A 15,021-nucleotide genomic window follows, 5' to 3' on the forward strand; every position below is an offset into this window, starting at 1 on the left:
GGCGGCCCGCAGGGCGAGGTGTCCGCTGAAGCTGAGCGCGAGCATCGTGGTGTCGGAGACGCGGGCGCGGCCGGAGAGCCGGTCGAGCAGGGAGCCGAGCATGTGCCATGAGTCGGGGCCGTACGTGACTGTGTTCTCGCCGACCCCCGGCAGTTCGGTGACGACGGCGGCGAAGCCCAGCTTGCGCAGCAGCGGCAGCAGTGGAGCCCACTGCTCCTTGACGCTGACGATGCCGCCCATGACGAGCAGCAGCGGGCGCGAGGCGTCGTCGAGTCCGGCGGCCCAGCAGGCCACGGTGCCGCCGGCGTGCTCGTACTCCAGTCGCTCGATGCCGTCCTGGCCGCGGCGCCATTGGTCGAAGGTGTCCACGCAGAGCCGCTGGGCGGTCCGGCGGTCGGCGTCGCCGTGGTACGGGAAGCGGGCGAGCGCGTAGTGCCGGCAGGCGTCGAGGAGGTCGCCGCGGTCCGCGGCAGCCCGGCCCTCGGTGGTCCACACCGCGGCCCAGGAGTGCGGGTTCCCAGCGGTGTCGTTGCTGATACGGGCCAGCACGCGCGTGGCGTGCTCGGCCGTCATGCCCTGGCCTCTTGCGTGCAGGCGGGCGAATTCTTTGAGTTCTTCCAGGTGGTCCATGGTGTCGGGTCACCGTCCCCGGTCGGTTCGGGCGCCGTCGTAACGGCGCGGACCGGAGCCGTGACCCCGGTCGACTGCGATGGACGACGGCGTCGGAGCGGCCGGGGACAGCGCCGGGGCGATCCGATGCCGAGGGCTGTCGTACGGCCGCTCGCGCGACGGCCGTACGACTCGGTCGGGTTCGCGCGCGACCCGGATCCGGGTCGCCGCGAGACTGCTGAGGTGGCTCAGGCCGGGCCGGCCAGTCGGGCCTCGATCGCGTCGGCGGCCACGGCCGGACCGTTGACGGACCGCATGCGATCCCGCATGATCTGCACCCGGCCGGCCAGCGAGGCGTCACCCGTCACTTGGTCCGCGGCCTCGCGCAGGCTGCGCACCGTGACGTCCTCCCGGACCATCAGACGGCCGAGGCCCAGTTCCTGCACGCGCAGGGCGTTCGCCCGCTGCTCGTTCGTCTGCGGCACGGTCACCATGGGCACGCCGTTGTGCAGCGACTCCATGACGCTGTTCATGCCGCCGTGGTTGATGAACAGACGGGCGTGCCGCAGCACGTCGAGCTGCGGTGCGTACCGGCGTACGTCGACGTTCGCGGGCAGCGGCCCGAGCCCGGCGGGGTCGGTGTGTTCACCGACGGTGATCAGGACGTCCCACTCGGAGCCGCCGAAGGCCTCGATGGCCGTCGTGAAGAACTCCGGCCAGCCCCTGGCCGAGGTCCCGAGCGAGATCAGCACGACGGGCCGGTCGGCGGAGGCAGGCTGCCAGGTGCCCTGGTAAGGGCGTTCGGCGATGCAGGGCCCGGTGAAGACGAACCGCTCGTCGAACGTCTCGCCGGCGTACTGGAACTCACGCGGGAGGAAGATGAGGGCGAGCTTCTCGATCTCCGCCAGGAACGCCATCGGGTCGGCGGTCAGGCCGAACCGGGGGAGCGCATCCGCGAGCGCCTGCACCGCTTCGACCATCCGCGGGTCGTTCAGCTCGGCCACCGGGAACTTCTCCCGGATCGAGAAGTGTTCGTTCGCCCCGAGGACCGGATAGAGCCGGATCAGCGGAAGGTCGTGGGAGGCGGCGAGGAAACGCGCTCCCCACGCCATGAAGTCGTGGACGACGACGTCCGGCCGGTTCTCCCCGTAGAACGGCGCGACCTGTTCCACGAGGCGGAGGCCCTCGTCCAGGACCCGCAAGCCCTCGCCCGCGACCTCCTCGGGGGTGAGCGGGACGCGGTAGAAGTCGCCGAAGACCGAGTCGTACCGGACCGGTTCGGCGCCGGCGGCCTTGACGATGGGGGCGAAGTGCTCGGTCGCGGTGCAGGTGACCCGGTGCCCCCGTCTCACCAGTTCCTCGACCACGCCGATCGTGGGATTGACGTGGCCTACGGCCGGAAAGTTGAAGAAAGCGATGTGGCGTTGCACGAATGTCTCCTTCGATGCGCTGCGGCCGGGCCCTCGACCGGTTGCCGCCGAGGGGCGCCGGCGGCGGTCGTTCATTCGGGTCCAGCGGCCGCGGTGGGTGCTCCGTACGAGGCGGATCGGTTTATCTCGTCGAGGAGTTCCGCCTGCCGCAGGGTGGTGCCGGTGTCCGGGGGGACTTCGCAACGCACCGCGGCGGCGAAGGCCGCGACGGTGGCCGCTACCTGGTCGTGCGGTTCCAGCCGGATCACCTCGGACTTCCCGCCGCGGTGCAGGCCGATCACGGGGACGTGGTCGGAGGGCGGGGTGAACGCCCGGTCGACAGTGATGGTCCCCTCGCTGCCCCACAGTTCGTACGACGAACGGTAGGCGTGCTCCATACCGAAGGTGATCTGGGCCGTGACACCGACAGGAGTGCTCAGCAGGGCGGCGCCGGAGGTCTCCACCCGCCGTCCCGCACCCCGCGTGAGGCGCGCGCCCACGAGGCCTAGATCCTGGCCCAGGAAGTGCAGTGCGGCGCGCAGAGGGTAGATCCCGACGTCCGCCAGGGCCCCGCCGCCGAGTTCCCGGTCGTACCTGATGTCGTCGTCCGAAAGCGGGGGGATCGTGAACGCCGCCTGGAAGGCGCGCAGTTCGCCGATCGCCCCCTCGGCGACCAGACGCCGCACGGCGCTGTGCCGGCGGTGGTGGACGAACATGACGTTCTCCATGAGCACCAGGCCCCGGGTCGCGGCGTGCTGGAGCAGCTCCCCGGTGCGCAGGTGGTCGGTGGTCACGGGCTTCTCGGCCAGGACGTGTCTGCCCGTGTCGAGCGCCGCCTGGGTCCACTCGGCGTGCAGGGCAGCGGGCAGGGGCACGTAGACCGCCTGCACGTCGTCCAGTTCGAGGAGCTCGTCGTACCCGTGGACGGGACGGCAGCCGAAGCGCTCCGCGACCTGCCGCGCCTTGCCCGCGTCACGGCTGGCCACCGCGGCGATCTCGATGTCGGGGGAGGCCGCGAAGGCGGGAAGCATGCGGCGTACCGCGATGCCCGCGCATCCGATCACGCCCACGCGCAGCGCTCCGGTCACCGGTTCCTCACCGCCGAGGTGTTCAGGCAGGCGAGCATGGTGCGGGCCTGGACGTTGAGGTAGTGGCCGTGCCGGACCAGGGAGGTCAGCTGCCCGGGGGTGACCCAGGCGTAGCCGGGCGGAGGCTCCTGCGGGGCTTCGGCCTCGTCCGCCTCGACGACGAGGTAGCGGCTCTCGGCGTTGAGGAAGCGCCCGCCCTCCTCGGAGTGCACGGCCCCGTAGTGCACGCGGTCCGGGCCGGCGCGCAGCACCGTGTCCAGGAACAGCGGACGCTCCTTCTCGGGCAGGTGGGCGTAGTTCTCCGGCGTGTACTGCACGGTCGGGCCCAGCTCGACGGTGTCGAGGAAGCCGCCCTCGACCCGGGCGTGCGCCAGAACGTGCGGGACGCCGAAGAAGTCGCGGGTGAGGAAGGCGGTGACACCGGTCCCGACCGGTTCGAACAGCGGCTGGGTCCAGCCCGCCACCTCACGGTTTCCCGCCTGTACGGAGACGGCCACGACCTTGAAGTAGCGGCCCTCTTCGTGCTCGATCGCGCTGTCACCGTGCTTCCAGCCCGGGATGGAGGCCAGCGGGACGAGTTCGGCCCGCACGCTGTGCCGGGTGCGCTCGCCCGTGATCCATGACAGCAGGTCGGTGTCGGAGAGCAGCGCGCCGTTCGAGGCGTCCTGGAAGGGCAGGCAGGACAGCACCGTACGGGAGTCCATGTTGACCACGTTGTCCCGGTGCAGCAGTTCGTGGATCTGGCCGAGGGTGAGCCAGCAGAAGTCGTCCAGCAGTGGCACGTCGCCCAACGCCTCCACGACCATGTTGCGATTGGACTTGCGGTAGAACCACGACCCGTGCTCGGACTGGAGCACGTCGGCGACGATCCGGCCGCGGCCGGGGCCGACGAAGTACTCGATGTACTTGACGCCGGCGCCCTTGTGGGCCTTGGTGTAGTTGCTGCGGGTCGCCTGGACCGTGGGGGAGAGCTGGAGCAGGTTCGGGTTGCCCGGCTCCATCTTCGCCTGCATCAGGAAGTGCAGCACCCCGTCGAACTCCTTGACGAGGATGCCGAGGACGCCAACCTCGGGCTGCCTGATGATGGGCTGGTACCACTCGGAGGGGGGACCGTCACCGAACGGTTCTCCCTCCTCCGTGACGTGCAGGCCCTCGACGGTGAAGAACCGGCCGCTGCGGTGCACCAGGTTCCCGGTGGACGCCTCGAACGACCAGCCGTCCAGCTCCGCGAACGGTATCCGCTCCACCCGGAAGGTGTGGGTCCTGCCGCGTTCGGCCAGCCAGTCGCCGAAGTCCTCGGTGCGCAGGAGCGCGCCCCGGGTCGTGGCGGCCGACCGGGCGAGGCGCGCCGGCATGCTCTCGTTCTCACGCGTGGGTGGGATGTGGGACGGCATCGCAGGGCCTCCCGGCCTTTCTCGTGGTGCGTACGCGGCCGGATCAGGCATGGCCGGCCGCGATCAGGTCGTTCAGGACCCGGCGGTAGTAGTCCGGGCCGAAGCCCATCTCCGCCACCTTGGGGACCAGGGCGCGCAGCTTCTCCGTGGAGATGGCGTACCGGACACCGGAGTCCACGTACTCCTTGCGCGGCTCCAGCCGCAGGGCGCGCGCGAGGTGGTCGACGATGTCCTCCACCGGGACGGCGTATCCGGAGGCCACGTTGACCGTCTGGGCTCCCCGATGCGCGGCGAGCAGCCGGTCGATGATCGTCAACGTGTCGCTGACACCGATCAGGTCACGGACCGCGTTCCGGTGCATGGTCACGGCCCCTTCGCGCACCTGCCTCAGCAGCGTGGGGATGAGCTGGTGGTCCCGCCCGTGCGGACCCACCAGGTGTCCCAGCCGGAGGATGAGGTGGTCGACCCCGGAGTCGCGGAGTTGCTCCTCGAGAGCGAGTTTGTGCGCCCCGTAGGGGGTGGAGGGGGATACCGGGGTGTCCTCCCTGCCGGGGCCCTCGGCGAGCCCGTACATTCCGGTCGCGGCGGTGGAGAAGAACAGCAGGCGCAGCCCGGAGGCAGCGCACTGTTTGGTGACGTCGCGCAGCAGTGCCGCCTCTCGCGCGAAGTCCGCCCCGGAGGCGCCGCTCGTCCTTGACTCCCCTGCGGCGAGGGCCACGGTGCCCGGATGCCGGCCGGCCAGCGGACGCAGGCTCCGGGCCAGGAATCCGGTTCCCACAATGTCCATCATCGTCGTCCTGTATCTCTGGGTGGGAGGCGGGCCGTCCGGCTCAGCCGCGCTGGGCCACGAACTCTTTGACCGTGGCGGTCACGTAGTCGAGCATCTCGTCGGTCAGCCCCGGGTAGACACCGACCCAGAAGGTGTGCTCGGTGATGATGTCGCTGTTGGTGAGGTCCCCGACCACGCGGTGCGGCTGGCCGATGTAGGCCGGCTGCCGGGTGAGGTTGCCGGCGAACAGCCGCCGGGTGCCGATCTTCCGCTCCTCCAGATGGTCCACCAGCTCGGCCCGGGAGAACGGCGCCTCGGGGTCGACGGTGATGACGAAGCCGAACCAGCTCGGCTCCGACCGCGGGGTCGGCTCGGGAAGCAGCAGGCCCGGCACGCCGTCCAGGCCCTCACGCAGCCGGCGCCAGTTGCGTCGCCGCGCCTCGATGAAGCCGTCCACCTTGGCGAGCTGGGAAAGGCCCAGTGCCGCCTGGATGTCGGTGCCCTTCAGGTTGTAACCCACATGGGAGAAGATGTACTTGTGGTCGTACCCGGCGGGCAGGTTGCCCATCTGGTACTCGAACCGCTTGAAGCAGGTGTTGTTCTTGCCGGGTTCGCACCAGCAGTCCCGGCCCCAGTCGCGCAGCGACTCCACGATGCGGGCCAGGCCGAGGTCGGAGGTGAGGACGCAGCCGCCCTCGCCCATGGTGAGGTGGTGGGCGGGATAGAAGCTGACCGTGGTCAGGTCGCCGAAAGTTCCCGTGATCTGCCCGTCGTAGGTGGATCCGACCGCGTCGCAGTTGTCCTCGATGAGGAACAGGCCGTGGTCCTTGGCGAGCTGGGCCACCTCGGTGACTTCGAAGGGGTTGCCGAGCGCGTGCGCGATGATGATCGCCCGCGTCCTGGGCCCGATGGCACGCGCCACCCGGTCGGCCGTGGTGTTGTACGTGGCCAGGTCCACGTCCACGAAGACGGGGATGAGCCCGTTCTGCAGGATCGGGTTGACGGTGGTGGGGAACCCGGCCGCGACGGTGATCACCTCGTCGCCCGGCTTCAGCCGCCGCTCGCCGAGCTGATGCGAGGTCAGTGCCGAGACGGCGAGGAGGTTCGCCGACGAACCGGAGTTGGTCAGGTGGGCCTTGCGCCGCTTCAGCCGCTTGGCGAAGGCGGACTCGAACTTCCTGGAGCTGGGCCCGGCGGCGATGCGCATGGTCAGCGCGGCCTCGACGATGGCGACCCGGTCCTCCACGTCCAGCACCGCGCCGGACGGCCAGATTTCGGTCACACCGGGCACGAACTCCTGGTCGGGCGCCGTCTCACGGTGGTACCTGCGGACCTCGTCCAGCACCAGTTCCTTGTTGTCGCTCATCGTCATTTCCTTCCGTTGACGGGTGCCGGCACGGCGGCCTCGATCAGGTCACGCAGCGAGGCGTCGAGGGAGCGTCGCGGCTGCCATCCCAGGACCCGCAGCGCCCGTGACACGTCCAGCTGCTGCCACTCCACATCGGTGCGAGAGGGCTTGCCGGGCTCCGTCTCGACGACGGGGAGGTCCACGCCGCTCAGCTCGACCATGCGGTGGACCAGCGCACGCATCGAAACCGCCTCGCCGCGGCCGACGTTGACCACCTGGCCACTGACGTCCGCCTGCGGGGCGGTGGCGGCGGACCGGACGGCGTCGACGACATCGTGCACGTCCACGACGTCGCGGTGGGCGTGCAGCGGCGGGAGCCTGAGCTCGTCCGGCTCCTCGCCCCGGGACCGGGCGAGGGCGGCCTCACCGAGGTGCGCGGCGACCATGCCGAAGAGGCTGCCTGCCGGCACCCAGGCACCGATCACATTGGCGAGGCGGAGCACCACGCCGTCCACGCCGCCTTCCGCCGAGGCCCGCAGGACGGTGCGGGTGCCGAGGAGCTTGGTGCGCCCGTACGGCGTGACCGGAGCGGGCCGCTGCTCCTCGGAGGTGCCGGCGCCCGGCATACCGGCCCCGTACTCGTGGACGCTGCCGAGCTGGATCAGCCGTGGCGGGCGGGGCAGGTCGGCGAGCGACTCCGTGACCCGGGTGACCAGGTCCGCGTTGCCCGCGGTCATCTCCGCCTCGTCCGCCCGCCAGGCCCGGCCGGCGGCGTTGACCACCACGTCGGGCCGCACCGAACCGAAGAAGGCGGTCAGCTCTCGTCGTCCAGCCGTCAGCAGGTCCATCGGGACGGAGCGCGGGTTCGCCGGTCCGTCGGCCGCCGGGCTGGTCCGGGACACCAGGTGCACCAGGGCACCGCCGGCGGAGAACGCCTCGCCGATGCGGCGGCCCAGGTAGCCGGTGCCCCCGAGCACCACCACACGGAGCCCAGCCGGTCCGCCGTTCTCAGCCCTCCGCACGTTCGGCCCCGTACTTGACGGCCTTCCACCAGCCGGGGTTGTCGCGGTACCAGGCCACCGTGGCGGCCAGGCCCTCTTCGAACCCGACCTGCGGCAGGTAGCCCAGTTCCTCACGGATCTTGGACTCGTCGATGGAGTACCGCAGGTCGTGCGCCTTGCGGTCGGCGACGTGGCGGATCATCCCCGGCGCCGAACCCGTCAGTTCGAGCAGTTGCTCGGTGATGGCGCGGTTGGTCCGCTCGTTGCCGCCGCCGATGTTGTAGATCTCGCCGGCCCGTCCGCCGTTCAGCACGAGATGGATGCCGCGGCAGTGGTCGTCCGTGTGGAGCCATTCGCGGATGTTGCTCCCGTCGCCGTACAGCGGCACCTGCCGGCCTTCCAGCAGATTGGTGACGAAGAGCGGGATCAGCTTCTCGGGGTGCTGGTACGGCCCGTAGTTGTTGGAGCAGCGCGTGACGGAGAGGTTCACTCCGTGCGTGCGCCAGTAGGTGCGGGCGACCAGGTCGGAGCAGGCCTTGGAGGCCGCGTAGGGGGTGTTGGGCAGCAGCGGCCAGTCCTCGGTCCAGGAGCCCTCGGTGATCGAGCCGTACACCTCGTCGGTGGAGACGTGCACGACCCGCTCCACGCCCGTGTGCAGCACGGCGTCGAGCAGAGTCTGGGTGCCCAGGACGTTGGTGCGGAAGAACTCTCCCGCGCCCTCCAGCGAGCGGTCCACGTGGGACTCCGCGGCGAAGTGCACCACGGCGTCGTGTCCCGGCAGCAGTTCGCGCAGCAAGTCCGGGTCGCAGATGTCGCCCCGGACGAACTCCAGGCGCGGGTGCGAGGCCGGCAGGTTGGCGCGGTTGCCCGCATAGGTCAGCTTGTCCAGGGCGGTGACCTGGGCACCCTCCCACCCCGCGTACCGGTCGGCGAGGAGGTTGCGGACGAAGTTGGAGCCGATGAATCCGGCGGCCCCGGTGATCATGATCCTCATGCCGCGACTTCCACTCGGGTGTGGTCTCCGACGACCAGGCGGTAAGGGTCTGCGCTCTGCCCCGTGGTACCGACGGAGGCGGAGCGGCCGATGACGGAACTGCGCAGGCCCTGGACGCCGGTGACCGACGCCCCGTCCAGGGCGATGGAGTAGCCCAGGCGGCTGCCGGTGATGGCGCACTCGCGTCCGACGGAGGAATGCGGACCGATGTGGCTGTCCTCCACCACCGTCCCGGCACCGATGATCACCGGTCCTTCGATGCGGGAGCGCACGATCCGTGCCCCCGCCTCCACCACGACCGGTCCCGTCAGTTCGCTGGCGCCGTCGACCTCGCCGGACACCGAGTGCCGCAGGGCCGCGAGGACGTGCTCGTTGCACTCCAGGACGTCCTCGACGTTCCCGGTGTCCTTCCAGTAGCCCTCGTACCGGCCGGCCCGGACGTCCGCTCCCGCAGCCACCAGCCACTGGACCGCGTCGGTGATCTCCAGTTCGCCGCGGGCGCTGGGCTCGATGGCACGCACCGCCTCGTGGATGGCGGCGGTGAAGAAGTACACACCGATCAGAGCCAGGTCGCTGCGGGGCTGCTCCGGCTTCTCCACCAGGCGCAGCACCTCGCCGCCGGGGCGGAGTTCGGCCACGCCGAAGGCTCGCGGGTCCGCGACCTTGTGGACCACGACGTGGGCGGCCGGGCGGTGCGCCGCGAACTCCTCGGCGACACCGGTGATTCCCTCGGGCAACATGTTGTCGCCGAGGTACATCACAAAGTCGTCGTCGCCGAGGAAGTCCCGGGCGATGGAGACGGTGTGGGCGAGGCCGAGCGGGGCCTCCTGCCGGATGTACGTGAGTTGTGCCCCGAACCGCGATCCGTCCCCGAGCGCCCCCTGGATCTCGGGGGCGCGGTCGCCGACGACGACCCCGATCTCGTGCACGCCCAGGTCCAGGATGTTCCTCAGGACGTACTCCAGGACCGGCGTGTTCGCGATCGGGATGAGCTGTTTGGGCATGGAGTAGCTGAAGGGCCGTAGGCGGGTGCCCGAGCCGCCGGCCAACACCAGAGCCTTCATGGCAGGTCCTCTCGATTCATGTGGTGATGCCTCTTCGGTCTGGTGCGCGGCAGGGGTGACGGCGTCGCATCAGGCGCCCTGGAACGGGGGCAGCACGCCTGCTGCCAGGGCCTCGGCCAGCGTGGGTGCCGTCGCGTCCTTGTCCGAGAGCAGCGGGGTTCCGGCGCAGTTCCAGGGCAGGTCCAGGTCGGGGTCGAACGGATTGATGTCGATCTGTGTGCCGGGGACGTACGTGCTGGAGACGACATAGCAGATGCAGGCGTCGTCGGTGAGTGCCAGGAATCCGTGGCCGACGCCCTCCGGCACGTACACGGACCGGCCCGAGGCGGCGTCCAGTTCCGTCATCTGGTGCCTGCCGAAGGTGGGCGAACCCAGCCGCAGGTCCACGACGATGTCGCGCAGCACGCCCCGGACGCAGGTGATGAACTTGGCCTGGCCCGGGGGGATGCTGACGCTGTGGATGCCGCGCAGGGTGTGGCGTCTGGACACCGAGTAGTTGATCTGACGGGGCTGGAAGACGATCCCCGCGTGCCGCTCCAGTTCGTCGGACCGCATCGCCTCGTAGAACACGCCCCGTTCGTCGGACACGGGGTCGGGTTCGATCAGGAACGTGCCGGGGATGGTGGTTTCCTCGATGCGCACGGCTCGCCTGGCCTTTCGTGGTGCGGTCGACTCGTGCTGGGCGGACGGGGACGGCTCAGCCGCGGTGCTCCGCGGTCAGCCGCTCCAGGACCGGGATCACGTCCTTCGGCGCAGGGGCGGCCAGCATGTCCTCGTACAGGCCGCGGGCACCGAGCTGGAAGGACGGGTCCTCGAGGAGGCGGACGAGGTCCTTGTGCAGGCTGTCGACGTCGATCGCGGCCGGGTCGGCGGCCAGCCCGGCGCCGCGGCTGACGACGTACCGCGCCGTGACCATCTCGTCCCACATCGGCAGCGGCACCACGAACTGCGGCACCTTGAAGGCGACGGCGGTGGCGAAGGTCCCGCCGCCGCCGTGGTGGATGATCGCCGAGCTGGTGGGCAGTACCTGGGTGAGCGGGACGTAGTCCATGGCCCGGACGTTGTCCGGCAGCGTGCCCACGGCGCTGAGCTGCTCGCTGTTCAGTGTCGCGACCAGTTCCAGGTCCAGACCGGACACGGAGTCGAAGAACTCGCGCATCGGGAAGCCGCTGTGCCGGCCGGCGAGCAGCCGGCGGCTCACTCCCAGCGTGAGCACGGCCCGGGGCCGTTCCGGCCGGGCGTGGAGCCATTGGGGGAGCGCCGCGGCCCCGTTGTAGGGGATGCGGCGGACCGGGACGTACGTCAGGTCCAGCGGATGGCGCATCCGCGACTGGGTCAGGTCCAGGGTCCACTGGCCGACCAGCGTCTCCTCCGTGAAGTCGAGCCCGTAGCGCTCCAGCACCGGGCCCAGCCACGGCATCCACGGGTCCTCGGTCGGGCCGGAGGCGGGATCGGCCAGTTCCTGCCGCGTCCGGGCGCGGATCAGGCCGATGTTGTCCATGCCGAACAGCAGTCGCGCGTGGGCGGCGCCACAGACCTGGGCGGCCACCGCTCCGGTCGGCGCCAGCGGGTCCCACAGCACCAGGTCCGGGCGCCAGGCCTCGGCGAACTCCACCAGCGTGTCGAGGATCGGCCGACGCCCGCCTTCGGCCGAGGGCGGCGGGTAGTAGGCGTGGAACATGCCCGCGAGCACGGCCCTGGCCGTGCGCCAGGCGTTGTCGTCGTCCGGGTCGAGCGCCAGGGTGGGCCGGTCGGGGCCGGCGGCGGCGATCAGAGGTCCCAGCGAGGCGGTGAGCTCCTCCTTGCCGCCGAGAGACACCCCGGTGAGGCCGGCCGAGGTGATGTTCGCGATCACCTTCGGGTCGACAACGCCCTCCGGGCTCGCCACGACGACCTCGTGTCCGGCGCTCTGCAGCGCCCAGGCCAGGGGGATGGCCGGATACAGATGTGCCGATGTCGGAAAGATGGTGAAGAGAACGCGCATCGTTGACCTCTCCGATTCTGCCGGCCCCGCGCCGACGGGTGCTGTCCGCTCGGCATCCTGTGAGGGGGCTCTAAAGAGCCGCTTGTGCATCGGTTCGCCGAACCGGTGCAGGGAGGCCGGGGCCCGGGTAGGGCACTGCCGGGGCGCGCTGTCGAGCGAGCCCGCCCGGTACAACCAGTCGGCCCGGTACGCCAGTTGAAGAGGACGGGCCCGCGGAGAAAGGGGAGGGAAAAGGTGAGCGGGTTTCAACTCTTAGCCGTGGAGCGCTTGTTCCTTAAATTTCGCTTCGGTGACCCTGTCTGCCGCTCAGCCTTTACGACGTTGAATTATCATCCCGGCAGGATGGGCAGAGAGCTGTGAAAGGCCGTCGAATGATGGACAGCAGCGACCGTTCCGAAACCGCGGACGAGTCGAGGGGCCACAGACCCGAGGCGGTAGCCCCGCCCAGACCAGTCAACCGGTTTTCCGCCCCGAGAATCGCACGTACCTCGCTTGTCGCCGTACTGCTGGGCCATGCGCTTCTCACCGTCACCAACATCCTGACCACCGAGCTCTCCGCCGCGGCCGAGGCGCTTGGTCTGATCCTCGTGCCTCCGATCCTCGTTCTTCAGTTCTTCCATTGCCTCCCGCGTTCAGGCCGCCGATCTCTTCCCCTCACATGCCTGACATTGACCGTCCAGGGGCTTTTGACGTTTCTGCCGCTCCTGATCTTCCAGGCCTTCTGGCAGACCATGGCCGGCTATCTCGCCGGCTCGCTCCTGCTGCTGCTGCCACCGCGCGCCGCCTGGCCCCTGTACACCGCCCTGGTGCTGGGCATGCCGGCCGCACCGCTCCTGTACGGCCGCAGTCTCGTCGAGAGCGCCGAGCTCGGCCTGACCACACTGCTGACCGGGCTCGTGATGTACACGCTGACCCGGTTGTCGCAGCTGATCAGTCTGCTGCACACGACCCGCGGCGAACTCGCCCGCCAGGCGGTCACCGGGGAACGGCTCCGTTTCGCCCGGGACCTGCACGACCTGCTCGGTTTCAGCCTCTCCGCCATCACGCTGAAGAGCGAACTCGTCCACCAGCTCATTCCGACCCAGCCCGGCCGGGCCCTGAAGGAGGTCGACGAGATCCTCACCATCGCGGGGCAGTCCCTGACGGATGTACGCAAAGCCGCGAGCGGATACCGTTCCATCTCCCTCCGGCACGAGATCAAGACGGCCCAGTCGATGCTGCATGCCGCGGGCGTGCAGGTGCACTCGGAATTGTCGCTCGGTTCACTCGCGCCCCACATCGACACGGTGTTCGCCGTCACGCTGCGCGAAGCCATGACCAACCTGCTGCGGCACAGCAACGCCACCCACTGCCGCATCGAGGCCGCCCAGCACGACGGCTGGGTCCGGCTCGTGGTCGAGAACGACGGTGTCGACCCCGCCTACCACAACGCGGCGCCGCACAGCGGCAACGGACTCGGCAACCTCCGCACTCGCATGTCCGCGCTGGGCGGACGCCTGGAATCCGGGCGCACGGAGGACGGCCGGTTCCGGCTCACCGCGGAAGCGCCCGTCAAGGCGGCGGAGAAGGCACCGGCGGACCTGTACGAGACATGGTTCCCGCCCAACGGAACCGCTGCCTGAACGCACATCGAGCACACGTACGGACCCGATACCTCGCCACACTGCGGTCCCTCGCGGACAGCAGACGGGAGTGCTGTGATACGGATACTGATCGCCGAGGACGTCAACATGGTCCGTGGCGCGCTGGCCGCCCTCTTGAACATCCAGGACGACCTCGAAGTGGTCTGCGAGGTGGCCCGCGGCGACGAAGTCGTCGACATGGCGCTCAAGCACCGGCCCGACGTCGCCATTGTCGACATCGACCTGCCCGGTATCGACGGGCTGGCGGCAGCCGCCCAGCTGGGCCGGCGACTTCCTCAGTGCCGGGTCCTCATCCTCACCAGCCTGGGCCGCCCCGGCACCCTGCGCCGGGCTCTGGAGGCCCGGGTCTCCGGCTATCTGCTCAAGGACGCCCCGTCCAGCGAACTCGCCGCCGCCGTACGGCGGGTGGCGGCGGGGCACCGGGCCGTGGACCCGGAACTGGCGCTGGCCGCCTGGGGCGAGTCCGAGAGCCCGCTCACCGACCGGGAGACCCAGGTGCTGCGGCTGGCGGCGGAGGGCGCGGAGGCCGCCGACATCGCCTCCGTGCTGCGGCTGTCGGCGGGGACGGTGCGCAACTACCTCACCGCCGTCGTCACCAAGCTCAACGCGCGCAACCGCATCGACGCCATCCGCATCGCCAGGGACGCGGACTGGCTGCCGTGAGCTCTTCGCCGGTGGCCGGCCGGGCCGCGACCCGCCCGGCTTTGGCCGGTCACAAGGGGCGCTCACTACCGTGCGGCGGCAGGTAGCCAGCTGCCTCGACGGGAAGGAGCGGCGGTGGCCGTTGACACGCAGTGTGCGAGTGACCCGAGCGCCTCGGGGGACACGGACGCGAGGAACCCTACGGCTCATGAGGTGCGTCGTGCCGACCGGGTGGTCATCAGGTTCGCGGGGGACTCGGGTGACGGTATGCAGCTCACCGGTGACCGTTTCACCTCGGAGACCGCGTCGTTCGGCAACGACCTGTCGACGTTGCCGAACTTCCCTGCCGAGATCCGGGCGCCTGCCGGGACGCTGCCGGGTGTCTCCTCGTTCCAGCTGCACTTCGCCGACCACGACATCCTCACCCCGGGCGACGCGCCGAACGTCCTGGTGGCGATGAACCCGGCGGCGCTGAAGGCGAACGTGGGTGATCTGCCGCGCGGGGCGGAGATCATCGTCAACACGGACGAGTTCACAAAGCGGGCGATGCAGAAGGTCGGCTACGGGACGAACCCGCTGGAGGACGGTTCGCTCGACGGCTACCAGTTGCATCCGGTGCCGCTGACCACGCTCACGGTGGAGGCGCTGAAGGACTTCGACCTGTCGCGCAAGGAGGCCGAGCGCAGCAAGAACATGTTCGCGCTGGGTCTGCTGTCGTGGATGTATCACCGGCCGACGGAGGGCACGGAGCGGTTCCTGCGGTCGAAGTTCGCGAAGAAGCCGGACATCGCGGCGGCGAACATCGCGGCGTTCAGGGCGGGCTGGAACTTCGGGGAGACCACGGAGGACTTCGCGGTCTCCTACGAGGTCGAGCCGGCGGCGAAGGCGTTCCCGGTGGGCACGTACCGCAACATCTCCGGGAACCTGGCGCTGGCCTACGGTCTGATCGCGGCGTCCCGGCAGGCGGATCTGCCGCTGTTCCTGGGCTCGTACCCCATCACGCCGGCCTCGGACATCCTGCACGAGCTGAGCCGGCACAAGAACTTCGGCGTGCGCACGTTCCAGGCCGAGGACGA

The 15,021-nt window shown here is 70.1% G+C and carries 13 protein-coding genes and 1 pseudogene; 3 read left to right on the top strand and 11 right to left on the bottom strand.

Annotated elements, in window-relative coordinates; translation table 11 throughout:
• From AB0O67_RS31935 to AB0O67_RS31985, 11 genes and pseudogenes are all read right to left on the bottom strand, one after another.
• Positions 1–630: pseudogene (locus tag AB0O67_RS31935) on the bottom strand (alpha/beta hydrolase); the annotation flags it as partial.
• Positions 631–857: 227 nt separating this feature from the next.
• Positions 858–2,039 carry a macrolide family glycosyltransferase gene (locus AB0O67_RS31940; RefSeq protein WP_365457726.1) on the bottom strand — a complete coding sequence of 394 codons (1,182 nt, stop codon included), beginning with the start codon at positions 2,037–2,039 and terminating at the stop codon, positions 858–860.
• Between the two features lie 71 nt (positions 2,040–2,110).
• Entirely contained in the window at positions 2,111–3,106 is a 996-nt protein-coding gene (locus AB0O67_RS31945) for a Gfo/Idh/MocA family oxidoreductase (RefSeq protein ID WP_365457729.1), read from the bottom strand.
• The gene (locus tag AB0O67_RS31950; protein ID WP_365457732.1) at positions 3,103–4,500 is read right to left on the bottom strand and encodes an NDP-hexose 2,3-dehydratase family protein; all 1,398 of its coding nucleotides are present in this window, start codon (positions 4,498–4,500) and stop codon (positions 3,103–3,105) included. The genes AB0O67_RS31945 and AB0O67_RS31950 overlap by 4 nt, the downstream gene beginning before the upstream one ends.
• Before the next feature lie 43 nt (positions 4,501–4,543).
• The gene (locus tag AB0O67_RS31955) at positions 4,544–5,290 is read right to left on the bottom strand and encodes an NAD-dependent epimerase/dehydratase family protein (protein WP_365457735.1); all 747 of its coding nucleotides are present in this window, start codon (positions 5,288–5,290) and stop codon (positions 4,544–4,546) included.
• Between the two features lie 40 nt (positions 5,291–5,330).
• Positions 5,331–6,635, bottom strand: coding sequence for a lipopolysaccharide biosynthesis protein RfbH (gene rfbH, locus AB0O67_RS31960; protein ID WP_365457738.1), 1,305 nt, complete (start codon positions 6,633–6,635; stop codon positions 5,331–5,333).
• Positions 6,636–6,637: 2 nt separating this feature from the next.
• Positions 6,638–7,597 carry an NAD(P)-dependent oxidoreductase gene (locus AB0O67_RS31965; RefSeq protein WP_365457741.1) on the bottom strand — a complete coding sequence of 320 codons (960 nt, stop codon included), beginning with the start codon at positions 7,595–7,597 and terminating at the stop codon, positions 6,638–6,640.
• Positions 7,598–7,625: 28 nt separating this feature from the next.
• Positions 7,626–8,612 carry a dTDP-glucose 4,6-dehydratase gene (rfbB, locus tag AB0O67_RS31970; RefSeq protein WP_365457744.1) on the bottom strand — a complete coding sequence of 329 codons (987 nt, stop codon included), beginning with the start codon at positions 8,610–8,612 and terminating at the stop codon, positions 7,626–7,628.
• Positions 8,609–9,676: a glucose-1-phosphate thymidylyltransferase gene (locus tag AB0O67_RS31975; protein WP_365457747.1), complete on the bottom strand. Its 1,068-nt coding sequence runs from the start codon at positions 9,674–9,676 to the stop codon at positions 8,609–8,611. Before AB0O67_RS31975 ends, rfbB begins: the two co-directional genes overlap by 4 nt.
• A gap of 69 nt (positions 9,677–9,745) precedes the next feature.
• Positions 9,746–10,318, bottom strand: a complete 573-nt coding sequence (locus tag AB0O67_RS31980; protein ID WP_365457750.1) for a dTDP-4-dehydrorhamnose 3,5-epimerase family protein — start codon at positions 10,316–10,318, stop codon at positions 9,746–9,748.
• Positions 10,319–10,373: 55 nt separating this feature from the next.
• Positions 10,374–11,660 (bottom strand): nucleotide disphospho-sugar-binding domain-containing protein, encoded by a 1,287-nt coding sequence (locus AB0O67_RS31985; protein WP_365457753.1) that lies wholly within the window; start codon positions 11,658–11,660, stop codon positions 10,374–10,376.
• A 686-nt stretch (positions 11,661–12,346) separates the two neighbouring features.
• Here AB0O67_RS31985 and AB0O67_RS31990 point away from each other — a divergent pair.
• The 3 genes from AB0O67_RS31990 to AB0O67_RS32000 form a co-directional block, all read left to right on the top strand.
• Positions 12,347–13,282, top strand: a complete 936-nt coding sequence (locus AB0O67_RS31990) for a histidine kinase (RefSeq protein WP_365457756.1) — start codon at positions 12,347–12,349, stop codon at positions 13,280–13,282.
• A 75-nt stretch (positions 13,283–13,357) separates the two neighbouring features.
• A complete protein-coding gene (locus tag AB0O67_RS31995) occupies positions 13,358–13,966 on the top strand; it encodes a response regulator transcription factor (RefSeq protein WP_365457759.1) in 609 nt (202 codons plus the stop codon).
• A 192-nt stretch (positions 13,967–14,158) separates the two neighbouring features.
• Positions 14,159–15,021 (top strand): 2-oxoacid:acceptor oxidoreductase family protein (locus AB0O67_RS32000; protein WP_365457762.1); only part of this gene is annotated, 863 nt, incomplete at its 3' end.

Origin of the sequence: Streptomyces sp. NPDC086077, from assembly GCF_040686175.1 — a bacterium.
In the GTDB taxonomy this organism is placed as follows: Bacteria; Actinomycetota; Actinomycetes; order Streptomycetales; family Streptomycetaceae; genus Streptomyces.